Raw genomic sequence first — 25,355 nt, 5'->3', positions numbered from 1 at the left:
AGACGGCGAAGTGAAAGGCCGCTAGTGTACGCCTTTGGCCTGCCAGGCGGACCGTTACTGCGTGCTCGGGTACCGGGAACGCTGGGTGACATCTTCTGCCAGATGTGACAAACCGGGCATTGGTGGGTACAACAAGGGGCGGCACGACGGGCGACGCATGACCCGCAACGGGAATCTTTACCGCCGACCGGCCGTTGACCGGATGACGACGACAGCGACACCTGTCCTGTGGGCGACAAGCCCGGGAGGCACGATTCATGAGTGAGCGAGCTCTTCGCGGCACGCGCCTCGTGGTGACCAGCTACGAGACCGACCGCGGCATCGATCTGGCCCCGCGCCAGGCGGTGGAGTACGCATGCGAGAAGGGGCATCGGTTCGAGATGCCCTTCTCGGTCGAGGCGGAAATCCCGCCGGAGTGGGAGTGCAAGGTCTGCGGAAACCAGGCACTCCTGGTGGACGGGGACGGCCCCGAGGAGAAGAAGGCGAAGCCTGCGCGTACGCACTGGGACATGCTGATGGAGCGGCGCACCCGCGAGGAGCTGGAGGAAGTGCTGGCCGAACGGCTGGCGGTCCTGCGCTCCGGCGCCATGAACATCGCGGTGCACCCGCGCGACAGCAGGAAGTCCGCGTGACCGATTAGCACCCGGTCACCCATCACAGCCGCGGGGGGGGGGGGGCCGCCGCCCCCCCCCCCCCCGCGACAGCGGGAGGGTCACACCGCCCACCAGACCGTCGTGTCCGCGGGCAGCTCCACGGTGCCGGTGACGCTGGTGCGGACCGGCTCGTTGGCGAGGAGCATCCGGCCGGGGACGTCGATGGAGACCGGCGCGCCGGTGGTGTTCGCGGTGCACACGAACCCCTCGCGGCGGAAGGCCAGGACGCCCTCGGGCGCGTCCAGCCACCGCAGCTCCTCGCCCGCGCCCAGCCCCGGCTGCTCGCGCCGGACGCGCAGGGCGCTGCGGTACAGCTCCAGGGTGGAGCCGGCCGCGCCGGTCTGGGCCTCGACGCTCAGCGCCCCCCAGGTGGCGGGCTGCGGCAGCCAGCTGCCGCCGGAGCCGAAGCCGTACGAGTCGCCTCCGACCGTCCACGGGATCGGCACGCGGCAGCCGTCGCGGAAGCCGTCCTGGCCGGTGGCGCGGAAGAACGACGGGTCCTGGCGGACCTCGTCCGGCAGGTCGGTGACGTCCGGCAGGCCGAGCTCCTCGCCCTGGTAGACGTAGGCCGAGCCGGGCAGCGCCAGCATCAGGAGCGTCGCGGCGCGGGCGCGGCGCAGGCCGAGCTCGCGGTCGCCGGGCTCCCGCAGCTGGGTGCCGAGGCCGGGCGGGTTGGCGAAGCGGGTGGCGTGGCGGGTGACGTCGTGGTTGGAGAGCACCCAGGTGGCGGGCGCGCCGACCGGGCGCATCGCCGCGAGCGAGGCGTCGATGACGGAACGGAGCTCGGCGGCGTCCCAGTGGGTGCCCAGGTACTGGAAGTTGAACGCCTGGTGCATCTCGTCGGGGCGCACGTAGTTGGCGGTGCGCTCGACGGTGGGCGTCCACGCCTCGGCGACGAGGACGCGCTCGCCGTCGTACTCCTCCAGGACCGCGCGCCAGCTGCGGTAGATCTCGTGGACGCCGTCCTGGTCGAAGAAGGGCATCACGTCGTTGCCGAGCAGCTTCAGCTGGTCGTGGGCGCCGATGTCGGGCAGCCCGGGCGCCTTGACGAGGCCGTGGGCGACGTCGACGCGGAAGCCGTCGACGCCCATGTCGAGCCAGAAGCGCAGGATGGAGCGGAACTCGTCGCGGACGGCCGGGTGGTCCCAGTTGAAGTCGGGCTGCTCGGGGGCGAACAGGTGCAGGTACCACTCGCCGTCCTCGACGCGGGTCCAGGCGGGGCCGCCGAAGATGGACTCCCAGTCGTTGGGCGGCAGTTCGCCGTTCGCGCCCTTGCCGGGGCGGAAGTGGTAGCGCTCGCGCAGCGGGGAGCCGGGCCCCTCGCGCAGGGCGCGCTGGAACCACTCGTGCTGGTCCGAGGAGTGGTTGGGGACGAGGTCGACGATGATGCGCAGGCCGAGCTCGTGGGCCTCGCGGACGAGCGCGTCGGCGTCGAGCAGGGTGCCGAACATGGGGTCGATGGCCCGGTAGTCGGCGACGTCGTACCCGGCGTCGGCCTGCGGGGAGGCGTAGAAGGGGCTCAGCCAGACGGCGTCGACGCCGAGCTCCCTCAAGTACGGCAGCCGGCTGCGGATGCCCTGGAGGTCGCCCATGCCGTCGCCGTTGCCGTCGGCGAAGCTGCGCGGGTAGACCTGGTAGATCACCGCTTCTCTCCACCAGCCGGAGTCCGTGCCGGTGGTCGGGGCGGCGGGGGCGGCGAGGTGCTGGGTCATGTCTTCCCTGGGTGGAGTGGGTGGGGGCGGCGCCTGGTCCGGCGACTGCGCGTCGAGCCGGACCGGCACCGCCGTCTGGGCGCGTGGTGCCGGGCGGGGCCGGGCGGGCTCAGCCCTTGGTGCCGCCCGCCGTGAGACCGGCGACGAGGTTCCGCTGGACCAGGAGGAACACCAGGCCCGCCGGAATCGAGATGATCACCGCGGAGGCTGTGAGGTAGCCCCACTCCGCCTTGTGCTGGCCGATGAAGCTCTGCAGGCCGACGGAGAGGGTGAGCATCGAGTCGGTGGAGAGGAAGGCGCGGGCGAAGGCGACCTCTCCCCACGCGGTGATGAAGGAGTAGAAGGCGGTGACCGCGAGGCCGGGCTTCGCCAGCGGCAGGATCAGCCGGTAGAAGGTGCCGAAGGGGGTGAGCCCGTCGACGCGGCCGGCCTCGTCGATCTCGTGCGGGATGGTGTCGAAGTAGCCCTTCATCATCCAGGCGCAGAACGGCACCGACACCGAGCAGTAGGTGAGGACCAGCCCGAGGTGGGAGTCGAGCAGGCCCATGCCGCCGAGGATGTTGTAGAGCGCGACGATCAGCACCGCGACCGGGAACATCTGCGTGAGGAGCAGCACCCACATCAGCGACCGGTGGCCGGGGAAGCGCATCCGGGAGATGGCGTAGCCGGTGGACGCGGCGACGAAGACGCCGACGACGGTGGTGCCGGCGGCCACGATCAGCGAGTTGGCGAACCAGCGCGGGAACTCGGTCTCGGTGAGGACGTACGCGTAGTTGCTGATCTCCAGACCGCCCTCGGCGCTGGTCGGCCTGGTCCAGCCGGACCGGCCGCGCAGCGAGATGAAGACCATGTACGCGATGGGGAAGACGGCGACGAGGCTGGCGACGACCAGCGCGGCGTGCAGTCCGGCCGAGGCGAGCGGGGAGCGCTCCCCGCGGCCGCGGACCCTGCGGGGCCGGCCTGCGGAGCCGGAGCCGGCGCCGGCGGTGTCCGCCGTGCCGGGCGCGTGTGCGGTCACGGTGTTCTTCCGGGGTTCGGTCACCGTGCTCATCGGGCGGCCTCCTGGCGGTTGAGCAGCCTGCGGTAGAAGACGGCGAAGACGGCGAGCATGGAGAGGATGAGGATGCCGTAGGTCGCGGCGGCCGCGTAGTCGCGCACCGAGCCGAAGGCCAGGCGGTAGGCGTACGTCACGAGGATCTCGCTGTGCAGGGCGTTCGCCTCGCCGAGCATCAGGTAGATGATCGGGAACATGTTGAACGTCCAGATCGTGCCGAGCATGATCACCGTGGCGCTGACGGGGCGCAGGCCGGGCAGGGTGACGTGGCGGAAGCGCTGCCAGGGGCTGGCGCCGTCCATCTCGGCGGCCTCGTACTGCTCGCCGGAGATGGACTGGAGGCCGCCGAGGATGGCGACCATCATGAACGGCACGCCGAGCCAGACGTTGACGCCGATGACGGCGACCTTCTGCATGAAGGTGTCGCCGAGCCAGTCGACGGGGCCGAAGCCGAACTGCCCGAGGATCGCGTTGAAGACGCCCGACTCGGAGTTGTACATCATGCGCCAGACGTAGGTGGCGACGAAGGGGGGCACCGCCCAGGGCAGGATGAGCAGCACGCGGTAGAGCGAGCGGCCCTTGACCTTGCGGTTGAGCAGCAGGGCGAGGCCGAGGCCGATGGTGTAGTGGAAGAAGACGCAGGACGCGGTCCACACCACGGTCCACAGGAGCTTCGGGTAGAACTCGCCGTCGGCGCCGGACAGCACCCGCCAGTAGTTGTCGAGGCCGACGAACTGGTACGTGGCGGGGATCTCGGTCGCGCCGAGCTGTTTGGCGACGTTGAGCTCGTTGGCGTCGGTGAACGACAGGTAGACGCCGCGGCCCAGCGGATAGGCGACGAGCACGCCGATGACCAGCACCACCGGCAGGACCATGGCCCAGGCGTACCAGTGCCGGTCGTAGGAGCGCTTCATGCGGGTGAGCAGCCCGGCCCTGGCAGGCCGCACGGCCGTGGCGGGATCTGCGGTGGCTGTCTTCATGGAAGTCTTTTCCCTCAGTGCGTACGGGTCCGGCCCGGACCGGCGCCCTGTCGGCTGCCGGTCCGGGCCGAGGGGGCTCAGTCGACCGAGTACTCCTTGAGGGAGCTGATGTTGGTCTTCCACTTGTCGGCGGTGGTGTCGAGACCCTTCTCGACGGTGGTGTTGCCCTTGAGGGTCTCGATGTACTGCTTGGTCCACTCGGTGAACATGTCGCTGACGCCGGCGACGGCCGGGCGGGCGGTGGAGTCGGCGAGCACGTTCTTGAAGGCCGCGCGGATCGGGTCGGCGACGACCTTGATGGTGTACGCGTCGTCGCGGGTCGGCAGCACGCCCGTCTCGGTGGCGGCGAACTCCTGCGACTGGGCGGAGGTCATGAACGCCACGAACTTCTGGGCGGCCTCCTTGTGCGGGGCGTCGGCGCCGTTGTAGACGACGAGGTTGTGGCCGCCGGTGGGCGTGCCGGCCTTGCCGGTGGAGCCGGACGGGACCGGGGAGACGCCGAGGTTGTCCTTGTTCTTGAACGCCTTGCCGGTCAGGTCGTCGGCCGTGGACCACGGGCCGTTGATGACCATGGCGACCTTGCCGTCCTTGAAGGCCGCCTGCATGTTGTTGTAGCCGTCGGTGTAGTCCGGCTTGACCGCGACGCCGCTCTTGACCATGTCGACGACGGTCTGGACGGCCTTCTTGCCGGGCTCGTCGTCGACGGTGATCTTCTTGGTGGCGGTGTCGACCATCGCGCCGCCCTCGCCGTACAGGAACGGCAGGGCGAAGTAGCTGTCCGGGTTGAGGTAGATGCCGTCGACGCCGGTCTTCTGCTTGATGGTCTTCGCGGCGGCGGAGAGCTCGGCCCACGTCTTCGGCGGCTGGACGCCGGCCTTCGCGAAGACCTGCTTGTTGTAGAGGAGCGCGAGGGCGTCGGTGACCTGCGGGACGCCGTAGAGCTTGCCGTCGACCTTGGCGCCCTCGACCAGGCCCTGGTTGAAGGAGGCGATCTCCTTGGTGGCCGGGGTGCCGTCGAGCGGGGCGAGGTACTGGTTCTGGGCGAGGCCGGCCGTCCAGCCGACGTCGGCGCGCAGGACGTCGGGGGCGTTGCCGGCCTGGGCGGCGGTCTTGTACTTCTGCTCCGCCTCGGCGAACGGGACGTTCTGGTACTTGACCTTGACGTCCTTGTGGGCCGCCTCGAACTTCTCGATCAGCTTCTTGTAGGTCGGCGCCTCGTTCGTGGCGTCCGAGGTGTCCCACCAGGTGATGGTGACCGGGCCGCCGCTCGCCTTGTCCCCACTGTCGCCGCCGCAGGCCGTCGCCGCGAGGGCCAGGCTCGCGACCAGCGCGGTGGCCGCTATGCCACGCCGCATGTGAACTCCTTCAACTGATCCCGGGAAGACCGAGGCGGAAGACCTTGCGAAGACTTGCCACCTGCCGACCGCTCCTTCGCGGCGCGCCGGGTTGCCAGGAACGTAACAGGGATGAAAACGAGCCGAAAGACCTTGCGGCAATTTTCTGCAAGGCGGAGGGATCGTTACATCGACGTGTCCCGACAGTTGCCGACGCATCGCTTGACACGCCTGCCGCGGGCGCCCCCGATGCGCTCCCACAGGCCCCCGGCCGGGGCTTGCGGCGTCACGAAGGCTCCTGCAAGCCTTTCCGTAAAGCCTTGCAGGACCCTTGCATTCCGGCCTGGAACCGCCGGCCGCCCGCGGCCCGCGCCGTACGACCGAGAGGCAGCCCGCGCACATGGCCCACGAGCTCACCCACCGCACCGCCCAGCCGGCGCCGGAGCCCCGGCGGTCAGGGGAGGCCCCGGAATCCTCCGGGCCCCTCGGATTCCCCGAGCCTCCCGCGCCCGTCGCTCCCCAGGAGCCCCCGGCGTCCCCGGAGCCGTCGGCGCCCCCGGCCCCCCGGGAGCGGCGCCCCCGGCCGCCCGCCCGTCCGGGCTGGTGGTGCGACGCCGTCATCTACGAGGTGTACGTCCGCTCCTTCGCCGACAGCGACGGCGACGGCGTCGGGGACCTGCGCGGAGTGCGGGAACGGCTGCCGCACCTCGCCCGGCTCGGTGCGGACGCCGTGTGGCTCACCCCCTTCTACGCCTCGCCCCAGGCCGACGGCGGTTACGACGTCGCCGACCACCGCGCCGTCGACCCCCTCTTCGGCGACCTGTCGGACGCCGACGACCTCGTGCGCGCCGCCCACGAGCTGGGTCTGCGGGTGATCGTCGACATCGTGCCGAACCACACCTCCGACCGGCACCCCTGGTTCCGGCAGGCCCTCGCCGGCGACGGCCGCGACCGGTACCACTTCCACCCCGGCCGGGGTCCGGACGGCTCCCTGCCGCCCAACGACTGGGAGTCCGTCTTCGGCGGGCCCGCCTGGACGCGGGTCGCGGACGGCCAGTGGTACCTGCACCTCTTCGCCCCGCAGCAGCCCGACCTCAACTGGGAGAACGCCGCGGTGCGCGCGGAGTTCGACTCGGTGCTGCGGTTCTGGCTCGACCTCGGCGTCGACGGGTTCCGCGTCGACGTGGCCCACGGCATGGTGAAGGCCGCCGGGCTGCCCGACATCGGCCGGCGCGAGCAGGCCCGGCTGATCGGCTCGCAGCGGCTGCCCTTCTTCGACCAGGACGGCGTGCACGAGATCCACCGCGGCTGGCGGCGCCTCCTCGACTCCTACGACGGCCGGCGCATCGCGGTCGCCGAGGCGTGGGCGCCCTCGGCGGAGCGGCTCGCCCTGTACGTACGCCCCGACGAGCTGCACCAGGCGTTCAACTTCGCGTACCTCCAGGCCCCCTGGGACGCCGGGACGCTGCGGCGCGTGATCGACGACTCGCTCCGGGCGACCACGTCGGTCGGCGCCCCCACGACGTGGGTCCTCTCCAACCACGACGTCGTCCGCCACACCACCCGCTACGGCAGCCTGCGCCGGGCCCGCGCGGCGGCGCTGCTCATGCTGGCGCTGCCCGGTTCCGCCTACCTGTACCAGGGCGAGGAGCTGGGCCTGCCCGAGGTGACGGACCTGCCCGACGAGGTGCGCCAGGACCCGGCGTTCCACCGCACCCAGGGCCAGGACGGCCTGCGCGACGGCTGCCGGGTGCCGATCCCCTGGAGCGCGCGCGGTCCGTCGTACGGCTTCGGCCCCGGCGGCAGCTGGCTGCCGCAGCCCGCGGAGTGGGGCGGGCTGTCGGTCGAGGCGCAGACCGGCGACCCGGCGTCGACGCTGGAGCTGTACCGCGCCGCCCTCGCCACGCGCCGCGCGCACCCGGCTCTCGGGGCGGGCGGTGGCGACGGCGGACTCGACTGGCTGCCCGTGCCGCCGGGACTGCTGGCGTTCCGGCGCCGCTCGGCGGACGGCGACGGCGGGGTGGTGTGCGTCGCCAACACCACCGACCGCGCGGTGGAGATCCCCCGCCCCGGCGGGCCGGAGGGCCGGCTGCTGCTCTCCAGCGCCCCCGCCGCGACGGGCCCGGGGGTGCCCGGCGGGGCCTGCGGCGGGGCGCCCGGCGGGACCGCGGCCGGGGAGGCGGGGGCGGGCGCCGGAGAGGCCGGGACCCCGGCCGGGGAGACGTCCGTCGTGGTCGCTCCGGACTCCTGCTCGTGGTGGGCAATCTGACGTGCGCCCGGTACAGTCGCACCACATGACCGCGCGGCTAGCCGACATCGCAGCCCAGGCGGGGGTCAGCGAAGCCACAGTCAGCCGCGTGCTCAACGGCAAGCCCGGTGTGGCCGCGGCCACCCGCCAGTCCGTCCTGGCCGCCCTGGACGTCCTCGGCTACGAGCGCCCGGTGCGGCTGCGGCAGCGCAGCGCGGGGCTGGTCGGCCTGATCACGCCGGAGCTGGACAACCCGATCTTCCCGGCGCTGGCCCAGGTCATCGGGCAGGCCCTGACCCGGCAGGGGTACACCCCCGTCCTGGCCACGCAGACACCGGGCGGCTCCACCGAGGACGAGTTGACCGAGATGCTCGTCGAGCGGGGCGTCTCCGGGATCATCTTCGTCTCCGGCCTGCACGCCGACACCACCGCCGACACCCAGCGCTACGACCAGCTGCGCGGCAAGGGCGTCCCGTTCGTGCTGATCAACGGCTTCTCGCCGCAGATCCAGGCGCCGTTCGTCTCGCCCGACGACCGCGCCGCGATGAAGCTGGCCGTCACGCACCTCGTCTCCCTCGGGCACACCCGGATCGGTCTGGCCGTCGGCCCGAAGCGGTTCGTCCCCGTGCTCCGCAAGATCGAGGGCTTCCGCGACGGGCTGCGCGAACGGCTGGGCCTCTCCGCCGAGCAGGCCGAGGAGCTGGTCCAGCACTCCCTGTACACGCTCGAAGGCGGACAGGCGGCGGCCGGCGCCCTCATCGAGCGGGGCTGCACGGCCGTGGTCTGCGCCAGCGACATGATGGCGCTGGGCGCCATCCGCGCCGCGCGCGGTCGGGGGCTGCACGTCCCCCGGGACGTCTCCGTCGTCGGCTTCGACGACTCCCCGCTCATAGCCTTCACGGACCCGCCCCTGACCACCATCCGCCAGCCGGTGCAGGCGATGGGACAGGCGGCGGTGCGGGCCCTGCTGGAGGAGGTCGGCGGGACGCCGGCGCCGCACAGCGAGTTCGTGTTCATGCCGGAACTGGTCGTGCGGGGATCGACGGCCTCCGGACCCCAGGGCCAGAGGTCCTCCGAAAGGCGGACGGATGGCGTCGAGAATCCGATTGAAGGATGATCGACCTGAAGGACCTTTCTGGCAGACTCATGGCCCATGACTGACAGGACTTTGACCACGATGCCAGGCCGTTCGGCGGAGGGCCGGGCCGCGTGGCAGCGGCTGCGGTCCCCGCGGCACCCTCGCATCTGGTTCGAAATCCTGCTCATCGCGGTCAGTTACGGTGTGTATTCGCTCATTCGCAATGCGGTACCGGAGCAGAAGGCGCAGGCCCTGCGCAACGCCGACTGGATCTGGCGCGTCGAGCACAGCATGGGCCTGGCCTTCGAGAAGACGGTCAACCACGCGGCGGACTCGGTCGACTGGCTGATCGTCTCGATGAACTACTACTACGCCACGCTCCACTTCGCCGTCACCATCGGTGTGCTGGTCTGGCTCTACCGTCGGCACCCGGGCCGTTACGCGGCGATCCGCATGGTGCTGTTCTCCACCACCGCCGTGGCCCTGCTCGGTTACTACCTGTACCCGCTCGCGCCGCCGCGGCTGATGGAGGGCGAGAACTTCATCGACACGGTGCTCGTCCACCACACCTGGGGCTCGATGGCCTCGGGTGACCTGAAGAACATGTCGAACCAGTACGCGGCGATGCCGTCGATGCACATCGGCTGGTCCCTCTGGTGCGGGCTGGCGATCTTCGCCCTCGCCAAGGCGCCCTGGGCGCGGATCCTGGGCCTGCTGTACCCCACGGCCACGCTCGTCGTCATCGTCGCGACCGCCAACCACTTCTGGATGGACGCCGTGGGCGGCCTGCTGTGCGTCGGCTTCGGCCTGGCCGTGGTCTCCGCCTGGTACGGGGCGCTGCCGCACCGGCTGCCCCGGTACGCCGGCCCCCGCCCCGGGCGCGGAGCCGGTGTGCCCGCCCCGGCCGACGGCGTCCCCGAGCCGGCCGCGTCCGGGCCGGTCGCGGCCGAGCCCGTCGTGTCCGAGGCGGCCGTGTCCCAGCCGGCCATGTCCCAGCCGGCCGTGGGCGTCCCCGCCGCGGGCGTCCCCGTGACCGCTCTCGACGCCGTGGCGGCCCCGGACGCCGCCGTGGCCCCCGACGCCGCCGCGGGAGCGGTCACCACCCCGGGGGCGACCGCCGTGGACGCGGGCCCCGCCCCGGCCGTCGGCGCGGCTCACGCCCCGTAGAACAACTCGTCCACCACGGCCCGGGCCCGGCGCGTCGTGCGCCGGTAGTCGTCGACCATCTCGCCGACGTGCCCCGGTCCGTACCCCAGGTACCGGGCGACGGCCCCCAGCTCCCGCGCGTCCGAGGGGAAGGTGTCGCCGGCCCGGCCGCGCACCAGCATCACGCCGTTGCGCACGCGGGTCGCCAGCACCCACGCCTCCTCCAGCGTCGCCGCGTACCGCTCGCTGATCAGCCCGGCCTCGCGGGCCGCGGCGAGCGCGGGGCGCGTGCGGGTCGTGCGCAGGCCGGGGACCTCGTGGGCGTGCCGCATCTGGAGCAGCTGCACCGTCCACTCCACGTCCGACAGGCCACCGCGGCCCAGCTTGGTGTGGAGGGTGCGGTCGGCGCCCCGGGGCAGGCGCTCGTTCTCCATCCGCGCCTTCAGCCGGCGGATCTCCCGTACCGCCGCCTCGTCCAGGCCCTTCGCCGGGTACCGCAGCGGATCGACGAGCTCGACGAAGCGGCGCCCCAGGTCGGCGTCGCCGGCCATCGGCTCGGCGCGCAGCAGCGCCTGGCTCTCCCACCCCAGCGACCAGCGCCGGTAGTACGCCTCGTAGGACTTCAGGGTGCGCACCATCGGCCCGCTGCGGCCCTCCGGCCGCAGGTCCGCGTCGATGAGCAGCGGCGGGTCGGCGGTGGGCAGTTGCAACAGCCGGCGCATCTCGGCGACGACCCGGTTCGCGGCCCGGGCCGCCTCCTGCTCGTCGACGCCCTCGCGCGGCTCGTGCACGAACAGCACGTCGGCGTCGGAACCGTAGCCCAGCTCGTGGCCGCCGAACCGGCCCATGCCGATCACCGCGAAGCGGGTCGGCAGCTCGTCGCCCCACTCGGCGCGCACGGCGGCGCGCACCGCGCCCGCGATGGTCACGGCGGTCAGGTCGGTGAGGGCCTGCCCGACCCGGTCGACCAGCGCGCCCGCGTCCGCGTCGGCCGGGACCTCCTCGGTGCCGTACGAGGCGACGATGTCGGCGGCGGCCGTACGGAACAGCTCCCTGCGGCGCACCCCGCGGGCGGCCGCGACGGCCTGCTCGGCGCCGTCCGCCCGCCCCACCGCCGCGAGGACCTCCGGCTCCAGGTGGCCGCGGCCGCGCGGTTCCAGCCCCTCGGGGGCGCCCAGGATCGCCACCGCCTCCGGCGCGCGCAGCAGCAGGTCAGGGGCGAGGCGGCCGGCGGACAGGACACGGGCCAGGTTCTCCGCCGCCGCGCCCTCGTCCCGCAGCAGCCGCAGGTACCAGGGGGTCTTGCCGAGCGCGTCCGACACCTTGCGGAAGCCGAGGAGGCCCGCGTCGGGGTCGGCCGAGTCGGCGAACCAGCCGAGGAGGACGGGCAGCAGGGTGCGCTGGATGGCGGCCTTGCGGGTCACGCCGGACGACAGGGCCTCCAGGTGGCGCAGGGCGGCCGCCGGGTCGGCGTAGCCGAGCGCCTCCAGGCGTTCGCCCGCCGCCTCGGGGCGCAGCCGGATCTCCCCCGGGGCGAGCTGCGCGACGGCGTCCAGCAGCGGCCGGTAGAACAGCTTCTCGTGCAGGCGGCGCACGACGGACGCGTGCCGCCGCCACTCGCGGTTCAGCTCCGCGATCGGGTCCGTGCGCAGGCCCAGCGAGCGGCCCAGCCGGCGCAGGTCCTCGTCGCCCTCCGGCACCAGGTGCGTGCGGCGCAGCCGGTACAGCTGGATGCGGTGCTCCATGGTGCGCAGGAAGCGGTACGCGTCGTCGAGCTGCGCGGCGTCCACCCGTCCCACGTATCCGCCGGCGGCGAGCGCCGCGAGCGCGTCGAGGGTCTTGCCGCTGCGGAGCGTGGCGTCGCTGCGGCCGTGGACGAGCTGGAGGAGCTGCACGGCGAACTCGACGTCGCGCAGGCCGCCCGGGCCCAGCTTCAGCTCGCGGTCGATCTGGGCCGGCGGGATGTTGTCCACGACGCGGCGGCGCATCTTCTGCACGTCGGCGACGAAGTTCTCCCGCTCGGCGGCCTGCCACACCATCGGTGACAGCGCCTTCACGTAGGCGGCGCCCAGCTCCGCGTCGCCGGCGACCGGGCGGGCCTTGAGCAACGCCTGGAACTCCCACGTCTTCGCCCACCGCTGGTAGTAGGCGACGTGGCTGGAGAGCGTCCGCACGAGGGGGCCGTTGCGGCCCTCGGGGCGGAGGTTGGCGTCGACGGGCCAGATCGCGCCCTCGACGGTGGTCTCCGAGCAGATCCGCATCAGGTGGGAGGCGAGGCGCGTGGCCGCCTGGAGCGCCTCCCGCTCGTCGCCGCCCTCGGCGGCCTCCCCCACGAAGATCACGTCCACGTCGGAGACGTAGTTCAGCTCGTGGCCGCCGCACTTGCCCATCGCGATGACGGCGAGGCGGCACCGCGCGGCGTCGTCGGGCGCCGCCGCCCGCGCGATGCCCAGCGCCGCGCGGAGGGTCGCCGTCGCCAGGTCGGCCAGCTCGGCGGCGGTCTCGGCGACGTCCGTGGTGCCGCACACGTCACGTGCCGCGATGGCCAGCAGGCTGCGCCGGTAGGCGACGCGCAGCGACACCGGGTCGGTGGCGCCCGCGAGGTCCCGCTCGAACTCGGCGACGCCCGGGTGGAGGTCGGCCGGCTCGTACGTGACGAGGGCCCGCCAGTCCAGGGGGTGGCGCGCCAGGTGGTCGCCGAGCGCCTCGGAGGCGCCGAGCACCCGGAGCAGCCGGTCCCGCAGCGGCTTCGCGGCGACCAGGGTGGACAGCAGCTCCTGCGCCCCGCCCGGCTGCGCCTCGGCGAGCCGGACCAGCCCGCGCAGCGCCAGGTCGGGGTCGGCGGTCGCGCCGAGGGCGTCCAGGAGGACCGGGTCGGAGCGGACCGGGGCCAGCGCCGGCACGTCGAGCAGCCGCTCGGCTGCGGACGCGTCGATGAAGCCGTGCCGCAGCAGCCGCGTGAAGGTACTGCTCCTACGCCCCGGCGCCGTCGTCATGTCGGCCACTCCCTCCGCTCGCACCACGCTCCGGTCGAGCCTATCGGCCCACGTCACGCGCGCTACGTGGACGGCGGTACGCCGGGGTGGTGGACGGCGCGGCACGGGGGCCCGGTCGTGAGCGGCGGGCCGCGAGGCGACAGGCCCAGGCCGTGAGCTGCGGGGCGCGAGGGTCGCGGGCGGTCAGGACGGCGGGCGGCGGGCGGCGGGCGGCGGCGCGAGGGGCCGGCCGCCTGCGACGGCGGGCGCAGGGGGCGCCCGGGACCGCCTGCCGCCTGGCCGTGGCCAGTGCGCGCGGGCGTGAGGCAGCGCACATCGGCCGGGATGAACCGCTTGCCCACATTCCCCCTCTTCTCCTCCGGTTCCCTCCTCGACCTCCCGAAAGGCGCCAGCGTGTCGCGTCCCGTCCGACTCCTCCCCCGCCGGGCCGCCCTGGCCGCCGGCTCCCTGGCCGTCCTGGCCGGGGTCACGTCCGGGGCGCTGCTGCTGGCGGGCGGTGCCTCGACCGCCTCGGACGTCCCGAGCCGGGGCGTACCGGAGGAGGTGGCGGTCAAGCCGGTCCGGACGGACGGCGGCGCGGTGATGCAGATCGTGTCCCACCCCGACGACGACCTGTTCTTCATGAACCCCGACACCGCCCGCACCATCGCCGCCGGCCGCAGCCTCACCTCCGTGTACCTGACCGCCGGAGAGTCCGACGGCCGCAACGCCCGCAGCCAGGACCCGCAGCCGCCCGCCGACAAGGCGGCGTACGCGGAGGCCCGGCAGAACGGCATCCGCGCGGCGTACGCGGAGATGGCCACCGGCAACCGCACCAGCCCCTGGGACCGCACCGCCGTCACCACCGCGGGCGGGGCCCGCGCCGAGCTGGACACGCTGCGGGCGCGGCCGGGCGTCAGCCTGGTGTGGGTGCAGCTGCGCGAGGCGGGCAGCGTCGCGGGCGACCGCCCGGACAGCCTGCGCGGCCTGTGGGACGGGCGCGTGCCGGAGCTCGGGTCGCAGCTCGCGGCCGGTTCGCCGGTGCGTGACGGCTTCGCGTACACGAAGGACGAGGTCGTCGCGACGGTGGCGGGACTCCTGGAGCGGTTCCGGCCGACGTTCGTGCGGACCCTGGACCCGACGCCGGGCGTCCGGGACGGGGACGGCGCGCTCTCCGACCACCAGGACCACATGTACGGCGCGCGGTTCGCCCAGGCGGCGCTGGAGCGGTACGCGCGCACGCCCGGGCATCCGGCGACCGGCGTGCAGACGTACCTGGGGTACGCCACGGGCGGTCTGCCGCACAGCCTCGACCCGGCGACGGCGCGGGAGAAGCTGCGGTCGCTGGAGACCTACGCCTGGCTGGACCTGGAGGACCACTGCGGGGACCCGGCGGGGTGCGGCGACCGCAAGGTGGCGGCCCGGCCGGCCGGGCGCGACTGGGCGCAGTCGATCCGCTACACGCGTGGCGAGTCCACTTCCTGGCTGCGGCGCGACGGCGACGGCACGCTGTACGCGTTCGGGGTGCTGGACGGACGGCTGGCGGTGTGGCGCAAGCCCGTCGGCGCCGCCTGGACGGGGCCCCTGCTGCTGCCGGGCGGCGGGCTCGACGGGTCCGTGACCACGGTGGCGCTGCCCGACGGCCGCGTCGCCGCCTTCGGCTCGCGCACCCGGCTCGACCCGTACCGCCGTGAGGTCGGGTACGTCGTCCAGGGCGCGCCGGGCGGGCCGTTCGGGCCGTGGCGGTCGCTGGGCACGCCCGAGCCGGACGACGCGGCGGGCACGTCCGACATCAGCCGCCCGGCCGTGCTCGTGGACCGCGCCGGCGCCCTGTCGGTGTTCGTGCGGGACGCGCGCCACCGGCTGACGGTGACCTCCGGTACGGCGGGCGGCGACTGGTCGGGGTGGGCGGTCGCCGGCGGGAGCGGGGTGCACGGCGACCCCGTGGCGGTGGCGGACGCCGCGGGCCGCGGGTACGTCTTCGCCGCCACGGCCGACTCGGTGCTGGCCTGGACGCGGGGCGCCGGCGGCGGGACGCCCACCGGGCCGGTGGCGACGGGGCTGCCGGCGACGACGGTCGCGCTGGGCGCCGCGCCGGACGGCGACGGGGTGGGGCTGTGGTTCCGCAGGCCCGACTCGGGCGACGTGCGCGTGGCCCGCTTCGCGGCGGGCTCCGGCCGGCCCTCGGCCGTCCGGGACGTACCGGGCTCCGGGGGGTACGGGGCGGTCAGCGCCGAGGGCGGGCGGCTCGCCGCACGCGGCCGCGCGGGCGGCCTGGCCACGGCCCCGGCCGCCCGGGGCGGCGCGTGGAGCACGGCGGGGCCGCTCTTCGCGGGCGCCCCGGCGGGGGTGGCCGACGGAGTGGCGGTCGTGGGGCTCGACGGCCGGCTGCTGTGGACGGCCACGGGCGGGCCGACCAGAATCGGTCCATGAACTGGACGTTGGAAGTGGTCAACCTGCCCGTGTCGGACCTGGACCGGGCCAAGGAGTTCTACGCCGACCGGTGCGGCTTCCACGTCGACGTGGACACGGAGGTCGCCCCGGGGGTGCGGGTCATCCAGCTGACCCCGCCGGGCTCGCGCTGCTCGATCGCCCTCCACAGCGGCATGCCCCCGGCCCCTGAGCAGCACCGCCCGGCCCCGGGCACGGTGCACGGCCTGCAGCTGTGCGTGGTCGACATCGAGGCGGCCCGCGAGGAGCTCCTCTCCCGGGGCGTCGAGGTCAGCGCCGTACGGCACCTCGGCCCGGGCGGCTGGTCGGAGGGCAAGGGCGGCACGTGGAACGCGTGGCTCTTCTTCCAGGACCCGGACGGCAACGGCTGGTCCGTCCAGGAGGTCCCCTCGGAACTCGCCGACCGGTAACCGCCGCGACCCGTCCCGCCCGGCCCGCGCCCCCACCGGACGGGGGCGCGTACCGGGCGGGGGCGCGCGGACCGTCCGCCTACAGCACCGGCAGGTTCCCGCGGAGCTCGAAGGCCGTGACCCCGCCGGCGCTGGGAGCGAGGGAAGCGCGACTCTTCTCGGGGGCGGAGGGTCGGTCAGCTCTGATCTCCGTGTGGGACGGCAGGCGGCGACGCGATCGGCCGGGCGCCCGAGCGGCGCGGTTCCCGTTCCGGCGGGATGGTGAGAGGGGGACGGCGTCCGCAGTCCGGCGGCGCGCCGGTACCGCAACGTCCTGGGATGTCGACATGGACCCGACCATCACTCCAGCAGACCTGGCCGCCGGCATGGCCCCTGAAACGTTCGGAAACCATCTCGCGAGCATCAAGCCCTCGCATGACCACATGGGCCACCACGGCCGCGTGGCATCCGTCCGCGAGGCGGAGTACGAAGGCCACAAGATCAAGATTGTCACCACCTACGAGATCACCGTGGACGGCCGGCCGTTCGCGGTCGGGCTCAAGGTGCACGACGACGGCACGCTGTCCTGCCATGGCCTGCCGACCTACCAGTTCGCCTCGGCGGTGGAAACGGTCCAGGCACTGATCCGCAAGTACCCCAAGTACTTCCCGAAGGACCGATGAGATGTCCGTCGTCCGAAAGAACATCCTCACCGACGCCGCCGCGCGGGACGACTACATCGAGGGCGTCCTTGCGCTCAAGCAAGAGAAGAGCGGCTTCACCACCCGGCAGCTCGGCCTCCCAGGGCCGGCCGTTCCCGTGCACACCTATGACATGTTCGTGATCTGGCACTGCTGGACGATGATGACCCCGATCCCACCGGGTGGGAATCCCAACGACCGCAACGCCGCCCACGCCGGGCCGATCTTCCTGCCCTGGCACCGAGTGATGCTTGGCCTGCTGGAGGCGAAGATCGGGAAGATCCTGGACAAGCCGGGCTTCGCTCTCCCCTATTGGGACTGGGCGGCCGACGGCGACCTCGGCTCGCCCACCCATGCCACCATCTTCGCCGAGGACTACCTCGGCGGGGACGGCGACCCGGTCAGCACCGGGAGGTTCGCCTTCGATCCGGCCGATCCGTCGACCTTCACCGTTCGCATCGAAAGCGATCCCAGCGGGATGCCCGTCCAGGCCGACCCGCTCCGCGGCCTGAGCCGGTCCTTCGCCGCGGATTGGCCCGTTCTGCCGACCAGCGCCGAGGTCAAGAGCACGCTCGCCTACGCGCCGCCGAACGGCAGTCAGCCGGTGGACCGCTACGACACCCGCAACTTCGACGTCTCCTCGCAGGGCTTCCGCAACCTGCTCGAAGGCTGGACCCCGAGCGATCCTCTCCGTCCGGTCCACATGCACAACCAGGTCCACGTGTGGATCAGCGGTGACATGGCCTTCGGCACCTCTCCCAACGACCCTGCGTTCTACCTGCACCACTGCAACGTGGACCGGATGTGGGAGGGATGGATGAACCGGTTCGGCCGGATCTACTCCCCCGACATGAGCTTTCCGGCGAACACGTTCAAAGGCGAGCGGATCGACGACGAAATCGTCTCGCCGCTGGGGCCGTCCGCGACGCCGGGGTCCGTACTCGACTTCTCCTCGGTCTGCACCTACGACGTGCTGCCCTGAGCGCGGCCGCCGCTCCTGAGAACGACTGCAGGGGCGGCGCACCGGGCGACCCCGTCCGCGTCTGCGCTTCCGAGCTGCCCGCACCGCTCGGCCCCCGCACCACGACCAGGACGGTGTCCGCTCCACCTCGTCGCCCGGGACCGACGTGGTCCGCGGAGCGTTCCGGAGGCCGGCGGTAGGTGTCCTGGCCGCAAGCGTGCCCCGGCCGTTCGCACGTCCTGCTTCAGGATGCCCTGGTAGCGCGGATGACCGCTTCGAACGCGTCCCGGTCCACCCGCACCAGGCCGCCGCGCCGGGCGAGGGCCCGACTCGGGCCAGCGGCCGACAGCCGCTGGCCCTGATCGTCGTTTCAGGGCTGTACCTGCGCTGACCTGGGCTTACAGCACCGGCAGGTTCTTGCGGAGTTCGAAGGCGGTGACCTCCGAGCGGTACTCCTCCCACTCCTGCTTCTTGTTGCGGAGGAAGAAGTCGAAGACGTGCTCGCCGAGGGTCTCCGCGACCAGTTCGCTGCGCTCCATGAGGGAGATGGCCTCGCCGAGGTTCTGCGGGAGGGGTTCGATGCCCATCGCGCGGCGTTCGGCGTCGGACAGGGCCCACACGTCGTCGTCGGCGCCGGCCGGGAGCTCGTAGCCCTCCTCGATGCCCTTCAGGCCCGCGGCGAGGAGGACGGCGTAGGTGAGGTACGGGTTGGCGCCGGAGTCGATGGAGCGGACCTCCACCCGGGAGGAGCCGGTCTTGCCGGGCTTGTACATGGGGACGCGGATCAGCGCGGAGCGGTTGTTGTGGCCCCAGCAGATGTACGAGGGCGCCTCGCCGCCGGACCCGGCGGTGCGGGTGGAGCCGCCCCAGATGCGCTTGTAGGAGTTGACCCACTGGTTGGTGACGGCGGAGATCTCCGCGGCGTGGCGCAGCAGGCCGGCGATGAAGGAGCGGCCGACCTTGGAGAGCTGGTACTCGGCGCCGGACTCGTAGAAGGCGTTGCGGTCGCCCTCGAAGAGGGAGAGGTGGGTGTGCATGCCGGAGCCGGGGTACTCCGAGAACGGCTTGGGCATGAACGTCGCCTGCACGCCCTGCTCCAGCGCCACCTGCTTCATGACCAGGCGGAACGTCATGATGTTGTCGGCGGTGGACAGGGCGTCGGCGTAGCGCAGGTCGATCTCCTGCTGGCCGGGGGCGCCCTCGTGGTGGGAGAACTCCACCGAGATGCCCATCGACTCCAGCATCGTGATGGCCTGGCGGCGGAAGTCCATGCCGACGTTCTGCGGGGTGTGGTCGAAGTAGCCGGAGCTGTCGGCGGGGGTCGGGCGGGTGCCGTCGACGGGCTTGTCCTTCAGCAGGAAGAACTCGATCTCCGGGTGGGTGTAGAAGGTGAAGCCCAGGTCGGAGGTCTTGGCGAGGATGCGCTTGAGGACGTAGCGGGGGTCGGCGAACGACGGGGAGCCGTCGGGCATGAGGATGTCGCAGAACATCCGGGCCGTGCCGGGGGCCTCGGCCCGCCACGGCAGGATCTGGAAGGTGCCCGGGTCCGGCTTGGCGATCATGTCGGACTCGTAGACGCGCGCGAAGCCCTCGATGGCGGATCCGTCGAAGCCGATGCCCTCGTCGAAGGCCTGCTCCAGTTCGGCGGGGGCCACCGCGACCGACTTGAGGAAGCCGAGCACGTCGGTGAACCACAGGCGCACGAAGCGGATGTCGCGCTCCTCGAGCGTTCGGAGCACGAATTCCTGCTGCTTGTCCATTTCCACACCCATCCTCGCTGATCAGGGCCAGCATGCCACCACACGGTTTCGTGCGCGTTGCGAACCCATAGTGCCTGGCCCGGTGTGGCGTGCGTAACGTCAGGTGGCGTGGAGGCGGGCGTCGGCGGGTGCGCGCAGACTGGGGCCATGGACCGTGCCGCTGCCGTACTGCCCGGTGCCCGGCCGCCCGGCTGGCTGCGCCTGATGCCGTGGCTGCTGCTGGCGGCGGTGCTCACGGCCCAGCTGGCCACCCCGGAGACGGTGCAGCTGGGGTTCGCCTTCGCCGTCGTGGCGCCGCTGACGTCGCTGGTGTACGGGGTGTGGGGGACGTCCCTGGTGTCGGCGGTGATGACGGGGCTGCTGTTGGTGCCGGAGGTGCGGGCCGCGCACGTGACGGGCGGTGACGTGCTGGCGTTCGCGCTGATCGGGGCGGTGAGCGCGTTCCTGGCGTGGGTGCGGGCCCGGCGCGACGCGCAGCTGGTGTCGGTGCGGACGGTCGCGGAGGCCGCGCAGTTCGCGGTGCTGCCGCCGCTGCCCCCGCGGGTCGGGCGGGTGCGGTGCGGGGCGCTGTACCGGGCCGCGGAACGCACCGCGCTGGTGGGCGGCGACCTGTACGACGTGCAGAGCGGGCCGTACGGGGTGCGGGCGGTGGTGGCGGACGTACAAGGGCACGGGTTGTCGGCGGTCGCCACGGTCGCGGCGCTGCTCGGCACCTTCCGCGAGGCGGTGCTGGACGAGCCGGAGCTGTCGGGGGTGGCCGCCCGGCTGGACCGCCGGCTGGTGGTGGACTCGGCGCGGCACGAGGAGTCGGAGCTGTTCGCGACGGCCGTCCTGGTGGAGCTGCCGGGCGACGGCGGCTGCCCCGGCGGGGACGGGGAGGGCGGGCAGGTCGCGGCGCGGGTGCTGAGCTGCGGCCATCCGCCGCCGCTGCTGGTGACGGAGGGCGGCGTGCGGGAGGTGGCGATGGAGCCGGGCCCGCCGCTCGGCCTGGGCCTGGCCGACTTCCGGGCGCCGGGGACCGCGACGGTGCCGCTGGACCCGTCGTGCGTGCTGCTCGCGCACACGGACGGGGTGACGGAGGCGCGGGACGCGGACGGGGTGTTCTACCCGCTGGCGGAACGGATCGTGCCGGACCTCGACCCGGTGGCCCTGGTGCGTGCGGTGTGGCGCGACCTGTCGTCGTACACGGGCCGGGTCGCCGACGACGTGGCGCTGCTCGCGCTGAGGGTGACGCGCGGCGAGTGAGGCCCCCGTGCGGCCCGCGCCCGGTCGCGGCGCCGGGGGGCCGCGTCCAGAATGGAGGTGCTCGGGGAGACGACGCACGCCGTTCCACGGAGGTACGCACCCTCATGACCACCGCCCGAGACATCATGCACCCCGGGGCCCACTGGATCCCCTCCCACGAGACCCTCGACCGCGCCGCGCAGCTGATGCGCGAGCACGACGTCGGCGCGCTGCCCATCGCGGACGAGAACGAGCGGCTCTGCGGCATCGTCACGGACCGCGACATCGTCCTCAAGTGCGTGGCGGCGGGCCGCGACCCGTCGCGCGTCACGTGCGGCGACGTCGCGGAGGGCACGCCGCGGTGGATCGACGCGCGTGCGGACGTGGACGAGGTGCTGCGCGAGATGCAGGGCCACCGGATCAAGCGCCTGCCGGTCATCGAGAACAAGCGGCTCGTCGGCATCATCAGCGAGGCGGACCTCGCCCGGCACCTGCCCGACGACAAGGTCGCGGAGTTCGCCCAGGGCGTGTACGCCCGGGCCTGACCCCGAGGGTCCCGCCCGCCCCGCCCCGCCCCACCGCGCTCAGGGCGCTGGGGCGGGGCGGGCGCACCCGCGGGGAGACCGCGGCCGGCCGCACCGCCGCCCCTGGGTGCCCCCGCTCCGACCGCGGCGGTACGGGACGCTTCGGCGGTGCGGTACGGATCGGCGGTACGCGGCCCCGCACCGATACGGCCCCTCAGCGCTGCAGGACCGCCCCGGCGACCGCGTCGGGACGGTCCAGCATCATCAGGTGGCCCGCGCCCCGGACGACGGTGAGGCGGGCGTCCAGGGCCCGCGCGAGGTCCCGCTGACGGGCCGTCCAGCGGTCGTCCGCCCGCGGGGAACCGGGCGCGGCGAGTACCGCGACGGGCAGCCCGGCGGGGAGCGGGTACCGCGCGCGCACCGCCGCCAGTTCGGCGGCGACCGCCGTGTAGTGCGCGTTCTCCAGCAAGGCGCCGCGCAGCACCCGGCGGGTGCGGTAGCAGCGGCGTACCGGCTCGGCGGGTGCCGGGTCCGGCGCGTGGCCCGCGCGGGAGAGGCGGACCGCCGCGCGGCGGGCGGCCGGGCCGAGCGCTGCCGGTGCGCCCACGGCGGCCAGGGCCGTGCCGGCGGCGAGCGCAGCGGCGGTGCGCAGCGCCGGGGCGCGCGGGGGTCGGGGGGCCTCCTCGACGGACGAGTCGACCAGGACCAGCCCCGCCGCCCGCGCCGGGTGCAGCCGGGCGAACGCCTCGGCGTGGAAGCCCGCGAGGGAGTGGCCGACGACGGTGGCGGGCTCCCCGGCCAGGCCGAGCGCGTCCAGGAGGGCGGCGACCCGCGCGGCCTCGCCCCGAGCGGTGGGGGCCTCCGCGGCGGGGCCGCTCAGCCCGTGTCCCGGGCGGTCGAACCGGACGACCGTGCGGTGCGGGGCGAGCAGCGGCACCACCGGGTCCCAGTCGAACCAGCACAGCGCGAGCCCGGCGCTCAGCACGCACACCGGTCCGCTGCCGGTGACGGTCACGTGGTGGGGCACTCCCCCGACGCGGACGAAGCGGCTCCCCGGCGGGGCCCCGCTCATCGCGCGCGCTCCGCCCGCCGCTCGGTGGGCTCGACCCGCCGTCCCCGCTGCGCCGCCTCGTCCCGGTGGGTGGGTCCGGCCCCGTCGGCCCCGTCCGCCTGCCCGGGCCGCTGCCGGTCGCAGGCCCGCTCCGCCCGGCCGGGCCGCCCGCGGTCGCCGGTGGGCGGCCGCGGCAGGGTGCGGGCCAGCAGGAGCAGCCAGAGGGCGAGCAGCAGCAGCTGCAGCCGCTGACCGGCGCCCAGCGCCCAGTGGCCGCGCTCGGCCTCGAACGCCGTGACCGCCGCGAGCGTCCAGGCCGTCGCGGCGAGGACGAGGGGCACGAGCAGCGGGCCGGTACGGGCGAGGAGCGGCCACCAGCCGTAGCGGCGGGCCGCGACGGTGAGCGCGACGACCGCCGTGACGGCGCCGGCCATGGCGAGCGTGGAACTCACGGCGTGCGCGGTGTGCGTGGCCGGGACCAGGCCTGCGTCCTCGCGGGCGACGCACGCGGCGTCGACGGTGGGCGCGCAGCTGAGCGGCAGCCGCGAGTCGGCGGCGGTGGCGGCCCCGAACACCGCGAGGGCCGCCCAGCCGGCCACCGACCAGAAGCGGCGCTCGACCGCCGTCAGGGCCAGCAGCGCGGCGGCGAGCAGCAGCACCCCGGCGACGAGGTCGGTGGTGCGGAAGACGGTGCCCAGGGGCTGGTCGGTGGCGGCGAGTTCGCTGACGTACGACTGCACCGGGTCCAGGCCCGTGTGCAGCGGAAGTTCGGCGAGCCAGGCGCTGTAGGTCAGGGCCCCGAGGACGAGGAGGACGGCCACGCACCGGAGCCGAGCGGTCCGGCGGGGGCGCGGCGGCGTCATGGATCCATGATCGGTGCGGCCCGCACGCCCCGCAAGGGGGGTGCCCGCCGGGTTCGGGGGCGGGGGTACGCCGCCGTCCCCCGGCAGGTGTCCGCCGCCACCGGCCCCGGGCCCGGGGGCCTGCGCCGCTCCCCGCGTGCCGCGCTCCCCGCGCCCGGGCGTCAGAAGGTGACCCGGGCGGCGATGGGCAGGTGGTCGCTGTCCGTGCGGGGCAGGGACCAGGAGGCGACCGGTTCGACGCCGCGGACCAGGATCTGGTCGATGCGGGCCATCGGGAACGCCGCCGGCCAACTGAAGCCCATGCCGTCGCCGGCCGCGCCCTGGGTGGAGCGCAACTGCGAGGTGACCGCGTTGAGCGAGCGGTCGTTCATGGTGCCGTTGAGGTCGCCGAGGAGGATGACGCGGCGCTCGGGCTCCTGGGCGATGGCCTGGCCGAGCTGGTCGGCGCTGCGGTCGCGCTGGTTGGCGGTGAAGCCGGCCTTCAGCTTGACCCGCACGGACGGCAGGTGGGCGACGTACACGGCGACCGGTCCGTCCGGGGCGGCGACGGTGGTGCGCATCGCGCGGGTCCAGCCCATGCGGATGTCGACCGGCCGGCTGTCGCCCAGGGGGTACCGGCTCCACACGCCGACCGTGCCGCGCACGGAGTGGTGCGGGTAGGCGTCGGCGAGCGCCGCCTCGTACACCGGGACCATGCCGGGCTTGAGCTCCACCAGGGCCAGCACGTCCGCCCCGGACCCGGCGACGGCGCGGGCCGTGCCCTCGGGGTCGGGGTTGTCGGCGTTGACGTTGTGGGTGACGACCGTGAGGTCCCCGCCGGTGCCGCTCTTGTCGGTGACGAGGCCGCCGAAGAGGTTGGCCCACACGATCGCCGGGACGAGGACCGCGATGAGGGCGGTGGCGGAGCGGCGCAGCAGGGCCAGGCCCGCGAGGACCGGGACGAAGAGGCCGAACCAGGGCAGGAACGTCTCGATGAGGCTGCCCGTGTTGCCGATGTCGTTGGGGATGTGGCGGTGCAGCACCATCAGGAGCGCGAGCAGCAGCGCCGACACCGAGACCACCGTGCCGCGCCGCCAGATCCCCGGGTCGCGCCGCCAGCGGTCGACCACCGAGCGGACCCGGGATCCGGCGCGCCGCTCTTCCGCGGTGCCGTTCCCCGTCTCCGTCATGTCGTCCGCCTGCGCCATTCCCTCGTCCTCACGTGCTGCTGGTTTCCGCCGTACCGGACCACGACCCTAGGCGATCACGGAACGGCCGTACGGAGTCAGGGACGAACCCGCCACCGGGCGGGGTTCCTGGGGTTGCGGTCGATGCGCCGGTTGTGACGAAACGCGCACACTTCCGACCCGGGGCCGCCACGGGCCGGGCGGGGGGGGGCGGGGCGGTACGCGCGGGTCCGCGGGCGGTGCCACCGGCCGGCGGGGGTGGTCCTCACGGGCCCGTGGCGGGCGGGTCCTCCGCCGCGCCGGCGAGGACGGCGTCGACGACCCGGGCGGGCAGGTCCTCGTCGAGCGGGGTGTCCGGGGCGACGAAGGCGCGGAGCAGGACGGGGCCCACGAACAGGTCGCCGAGCAGCTCGACGTCCGCGTCGGGGCGGATCTCACCGGTCCCGACGCCCCGCCGCAGTACGTCGAGGGTGGCGCGGCGGTGCGGTTGGAGCACGGCGCGGCGGTAGGCGTCCCAGAGCCGGGGGTAGCCGCGGAGCTGGGCGAAGACGGTGTGCAGGACGGCGGAGGAGCGTTTGGCGGCGCCGCGCCGGCGCACCGCTTCCAGGAGCGCCACGAGGTCGTCGCGCACGGAGGTCCCGGGCAGCTCGGGCTGTGCGGGCTCGGCGGACCGGATGAGGTCGACGAACAGCTCCTCCTTGCCCGGCCAGCGGCGGTAGACGGTGGCCTTGCCGACGCCGGCGGTGCGGGCGATCCGCTCCATGGACAGCTCGGCGAGCGGGACGCCGTCCTCCAGCAGCCGTACGGCGGCGTCGAGGATGGCCCGTTCCGCCGCCTCGCTCCGCGGCCGGCCCCGCCGGACGGGCGGGGCGGCGGGAGCCGGGGCGGCGGGGGCGGGGGAGGCAGGAGCCTCCGGGGCGGGCGCGTCGGCCGGCGCCGGGCCCGGGGCCGGGGCCGGTGGGCCCGGGGCCCCGGCCGGGGTCGGGGCCCCGGTGGGCGCGTCGGCGTCGTGGGGGGCGTGCGGGCGCCGGGGTGGTCGCGGGGGCACGGGCTGCACCTCCAGCCGGGACGGACGTACGGACGGG

Annotated in this window: 19 protein-coding genes and 1 pseudogene; 10 read left to right on the top strand and 10 right to left on the bottom strand. The window is 74.0% G+C overall.

The window, feature by feature from the left end:
• Nucleotides 1–257 precede the first annotated feature (257 nt).
• Complete coding sequence (locus ACF053_RS08620) at nucleotides 258–632, top strand: RNA polymerase-binding protein RbpA (protein ID WP_058941040.1); 375 nt, start codon at nucleotides 258–260, stop codon at nucleotides 630–632.
• Nucleotides 633–712: 80 nt separating this feature from the next.
• Here ACF053_RS08620 and ACF053_RS08615 read toward each other — a convergent pair whose 3' ends face one another.
• The 4 genes from ACF053_RS08615 to ACF053_RS08600 form a co-directional block, all read right to left on the bottom strand.
• Entirely contained in the window at nucleotides 713–2,365 is a 1,653-nt protein-coding gene (locus ACF053_RS08615; protein WP_391953162.1) for a glycoside hydrolase family 13 protein, read from the bottom strand.
• 109 nt (nucleotides 2,366–2,474) lie between these two features.
• Complete coding sequence (locus ACF053_RS08610; RefSeq protein ID WP_391953161.1) at nucleotides 2,475–3,416, bottom strand: sugar ABC transporter permease; 942 nt, start codon at nucleotides 3,414–3,416, stop codon at nucleotides 2,475–2,477.
• Nucleotides 3,413–4,399 carry a carbohydrate ABC transporter permease gene (locus ACF053_RS08605; protein ID WP_391953160.1) on the bottom strand — a complete coding sequence of 329 codons (987 nt, stop codon included), beginning with the start codon at nucleotides 4,397–4,399 and terminating at the stop codon, nucleotides 3,413–3,415. The genes ACF053_RS08610 and ACF053_RS08605 overlap by 4 nt, the downstream gene beginning before the upstream one ends.
• Before the next feature lie 77 nt (nucleotides 4,400–4,476).
• Nucleotides 4,477–5,754, bottom strand: a complete 1,278-nt coding sequence (locus ACF053_RS08600) for an extracellular solute-binding protein (RefSeq protein ID WP_391953159.1) — start codon at nucleotides 5,752–5,754, stop codon at nucleotides 4,477–4,479.
• 379 nt (nucleotides 5,755–6,133) lie between these two features.
• On the opposite strand from ACF053_RS08600, the gene ACF053_RS08595 reads away from it, so the two are divergent.
• The 3 genes and pseudogenes from ACF053_RS08595 to ACF053_RS08585 all read left to right on the top strand — a co-directional run.
• Nucleotides 6,134–8,002 carry a glycoside hydrolase family 13 protein gene (locus ACF053_RS08595; RefSeq protein ID WP_391953158.1) on the top strand — a complete coding sequence of 623 codons (1,869 nt, stop codon included), beginning with the start codon at nucleotides 6,134–6,136 and terminating at the stop codon, nucleotides 8,000–8,002.
• Between the two features lie 25 nt (nucleotides 8,003–8,027).
• Entirely contained in the window at nucleotides 8,028–9,098 is a 1,071-nt protein-coding gene (locus ACF053_RS08590) for a LacI family DNA-binding transcriptional regulator (protein ID WP_391953157.1), read from the top strand.
• A 60-nt stretch (nucleotides 9,099–9,158) separates the two neighbouring features.
• Nucleotides 9,159–9,921 (top strand): annotated as a pseudogene (locus ACF053_RS08585) (phosphatase PAP2 family protein); the annotation flags it as partial.
• A 292-nt stretch (nucleotides 9,922–10,213) separates the two neighbouring features.
• Here the strand turns inward: ACF053_RS08585 and ACF053_RS08580 are convergent.
• The gene (locus ACF053_RS08580) at nucleotides 10,214–13,201 is read right to left on the bottom strand and encodes a bifunctional [glutamine synthetase] adenylyltransferase/[glutamine synthetase]-adenylyl-L-tyrosine phosphorylase (RefSeq protein WP_391953156.1); all 2,988 of its coding nucleotides are present in this window, start codon (nucleotides 13,199–13,201) and stop codon (nucleotides 10,214–10,216) included.
• A 333-nt stretch (nucleotides 13,202–13,534) separates the two neighbouring features.
• Here ACF053_RS08580 and ACF053_RS08575 point away from each other — a divergent pair, with 333 nt between their 5' ends.
• From ACF053_RS08575 to ACF053_RS08560, 4 genes are all read left to right on the top strand, one after another.
• Entirely contained in the window at nucleotides 13,535–15,613 is a 2,079-nt protein-coding gene (locus ACF053_RS08575; protein WP_391953155.1) for a PIG-L family deacetylase, read from the top strand.
• Nucleotides 15,610–16,041, top strand: coding sequence for a VOC family protein (locus ACF053_RS08570; protein WP_391953154.1), 432 nt, complete (start codon nucleotides 15,610–15,612; stop codon nucleotides 16,039–16,041). The genes ACF053_RS08575 and ACF053_RS08570 overlap by 4 nt, the downstream gene beginning before the upstream one ends.
• Nucleotides 16,042–16,367: 326 nt before the next feature.
• Nucleotides 16,368–16,703, top strand: coding sequence for a hypothetical protein (locus tag ACF053_RS08565; protein WP_391953153.1), 336 nt, complete (start codon nucleotides 16,368–16,370; stop codon nucleotides 16,701–16,703).
• A 1-nt stretch (nucleotide 16,704) separates the two neighbouring features.
• Entirely contained in the window at nucleotides 16,705–17,703 is a 999-nt protein-coding gene (locus ACF053_RS08560) for a tyrosinase family protein (RefSeq protein ID WP_391953152.1), read from the top strand.
• Between the two features lie 377 nt (nucleotides 17,704–18,080).
• Here ACF053_RS08560 and ACF053_RS08555 read toward each other — a convergent pair whose 3' ends face one another.
• The gene (locus ACF053_RS08555; protein WP_058944461.1) at nucleotides 18,081–19,442 is read right to left on the bottom strand and encodes a glutamine synthetase family protein; all 1,362 of its coding nucleotides are present in this window, start codon (nucleotides 19,440–19,442) and stop codon (nucleotides 18,081–18,083) included.
• Nucleotides 19,443–19,589: 147 nt separating this feature from the next.
• Here ACF053_RS08555 and ACF053_RS08550 point away from each other — a divergent pair, with 147 nt between their 5' ends.
• Nucleotides 19,590–20,687: a PP2C family protein-serine/threonine phosphatase gene (locus ACF053_RS08550; protein ID WP_391953151.1), complete on the top strand. Its 1,098-nt coding sequence runs from the start codon at nucleotides 19,590–19,592 to the stop codon at nucleotides 20,685–20,687.
• Between the two features lie 104 nt (nucleotides 20,688–20,791).
• The gene (locus tag ACF053_RS08545; RefSeq protein WP_391953150.1) at nucleotides 20,792–21,211 is read left to right on the top strand and encodes a CBS domain-containing protein; all 420 of its coding nucleotides are present in this window, start codon (nucleotides 20,792–20,794) and stop codon (nucleotides 21,209–21,211) included.
• A 193-nt stretch (nucleotides 21,212–21,404) separates the two neighbouring features.
• On the opposite strand, the gene ACF053_RS08540 is transcribed toward ACF053_RS08545, so the two are convergent.
• The 4 genes from ACF053_RS08540 to ACF053_RS08525 all read right to left on the bottom strand — a co-directional run bounded on the left by ACF053_RS08540 (nucleotide 21,405) and on the right by ACF053_RS08525 (nucleotide 25,318).
• On the bottom strand, nucleotides 21,405–22,262 hold the full coding sequence (locus ACF053_RS08540) for an alpha/beta fold hydrolase (RefSeq protein ID WP_391953149.1): 858 nt from the start codon (nucleotides 22,260–22,262) through the stop codon (nucleotides 21,405–21,407).
• A complete protein-coding gene (locus ACF053_RS08535) occupies nucleotides 22,259–23,104 on the bottom strand; it encodes a DUF998 domain-containing protein (protein ID WP_391953148.1) in 846 nt (281 codons plus the stop codon). Before ACF053_RS08535 ends, ACF053_RS08540 begins: the two co-directional genes overlap by 4 nt.
• Before the next feature lie 161 nt (nucleotides 23,105–23,265).
• Complete coding sequence (locus ACF053_RS08530) at nucleotides 23,266–24,213, bottom strand: endonuclease/exonuclease/phosphatase family protein (RefSeq protein ID WP_391953222.1); 948 nt, start codon at nucleotides 24,211–24,213, stop codon at nucleotides 23,266–23,268.
• A 322-nt stretch (nucleotides 24,214–24,535) separates the two neighbouring features.
• Nucleotides 24,536–25,318: a TetR/AcrR family transcriptional regulator gene (locus tag ACF053_RS08525; protein ID WP_391953147.1), complete on the bottom strand. Its 783-nt coding sequence runs from the start codon at nucleotides 25,316–25,318 to the stop codon at nucleotides 24,536–24,538.
• Nucleotides 25,319–25,355 lie beyond the last annotated feature (37 nt).

Source organism: Streptomyces kanasensis, from assembly GCF_043077165.1.
GTDB classification, from domain to species: Bacteria; Actinomycetota; Actinomycetes; order Streptomycetales; family Streptomycetaceae; genus Streptomyces; species Streptomyces changanensis.
The sequence above is the reverse complement of the archived record's forward strand: the minus strand, read 5'-3'. Positions and strand labels throughout refer to the sequence as shown.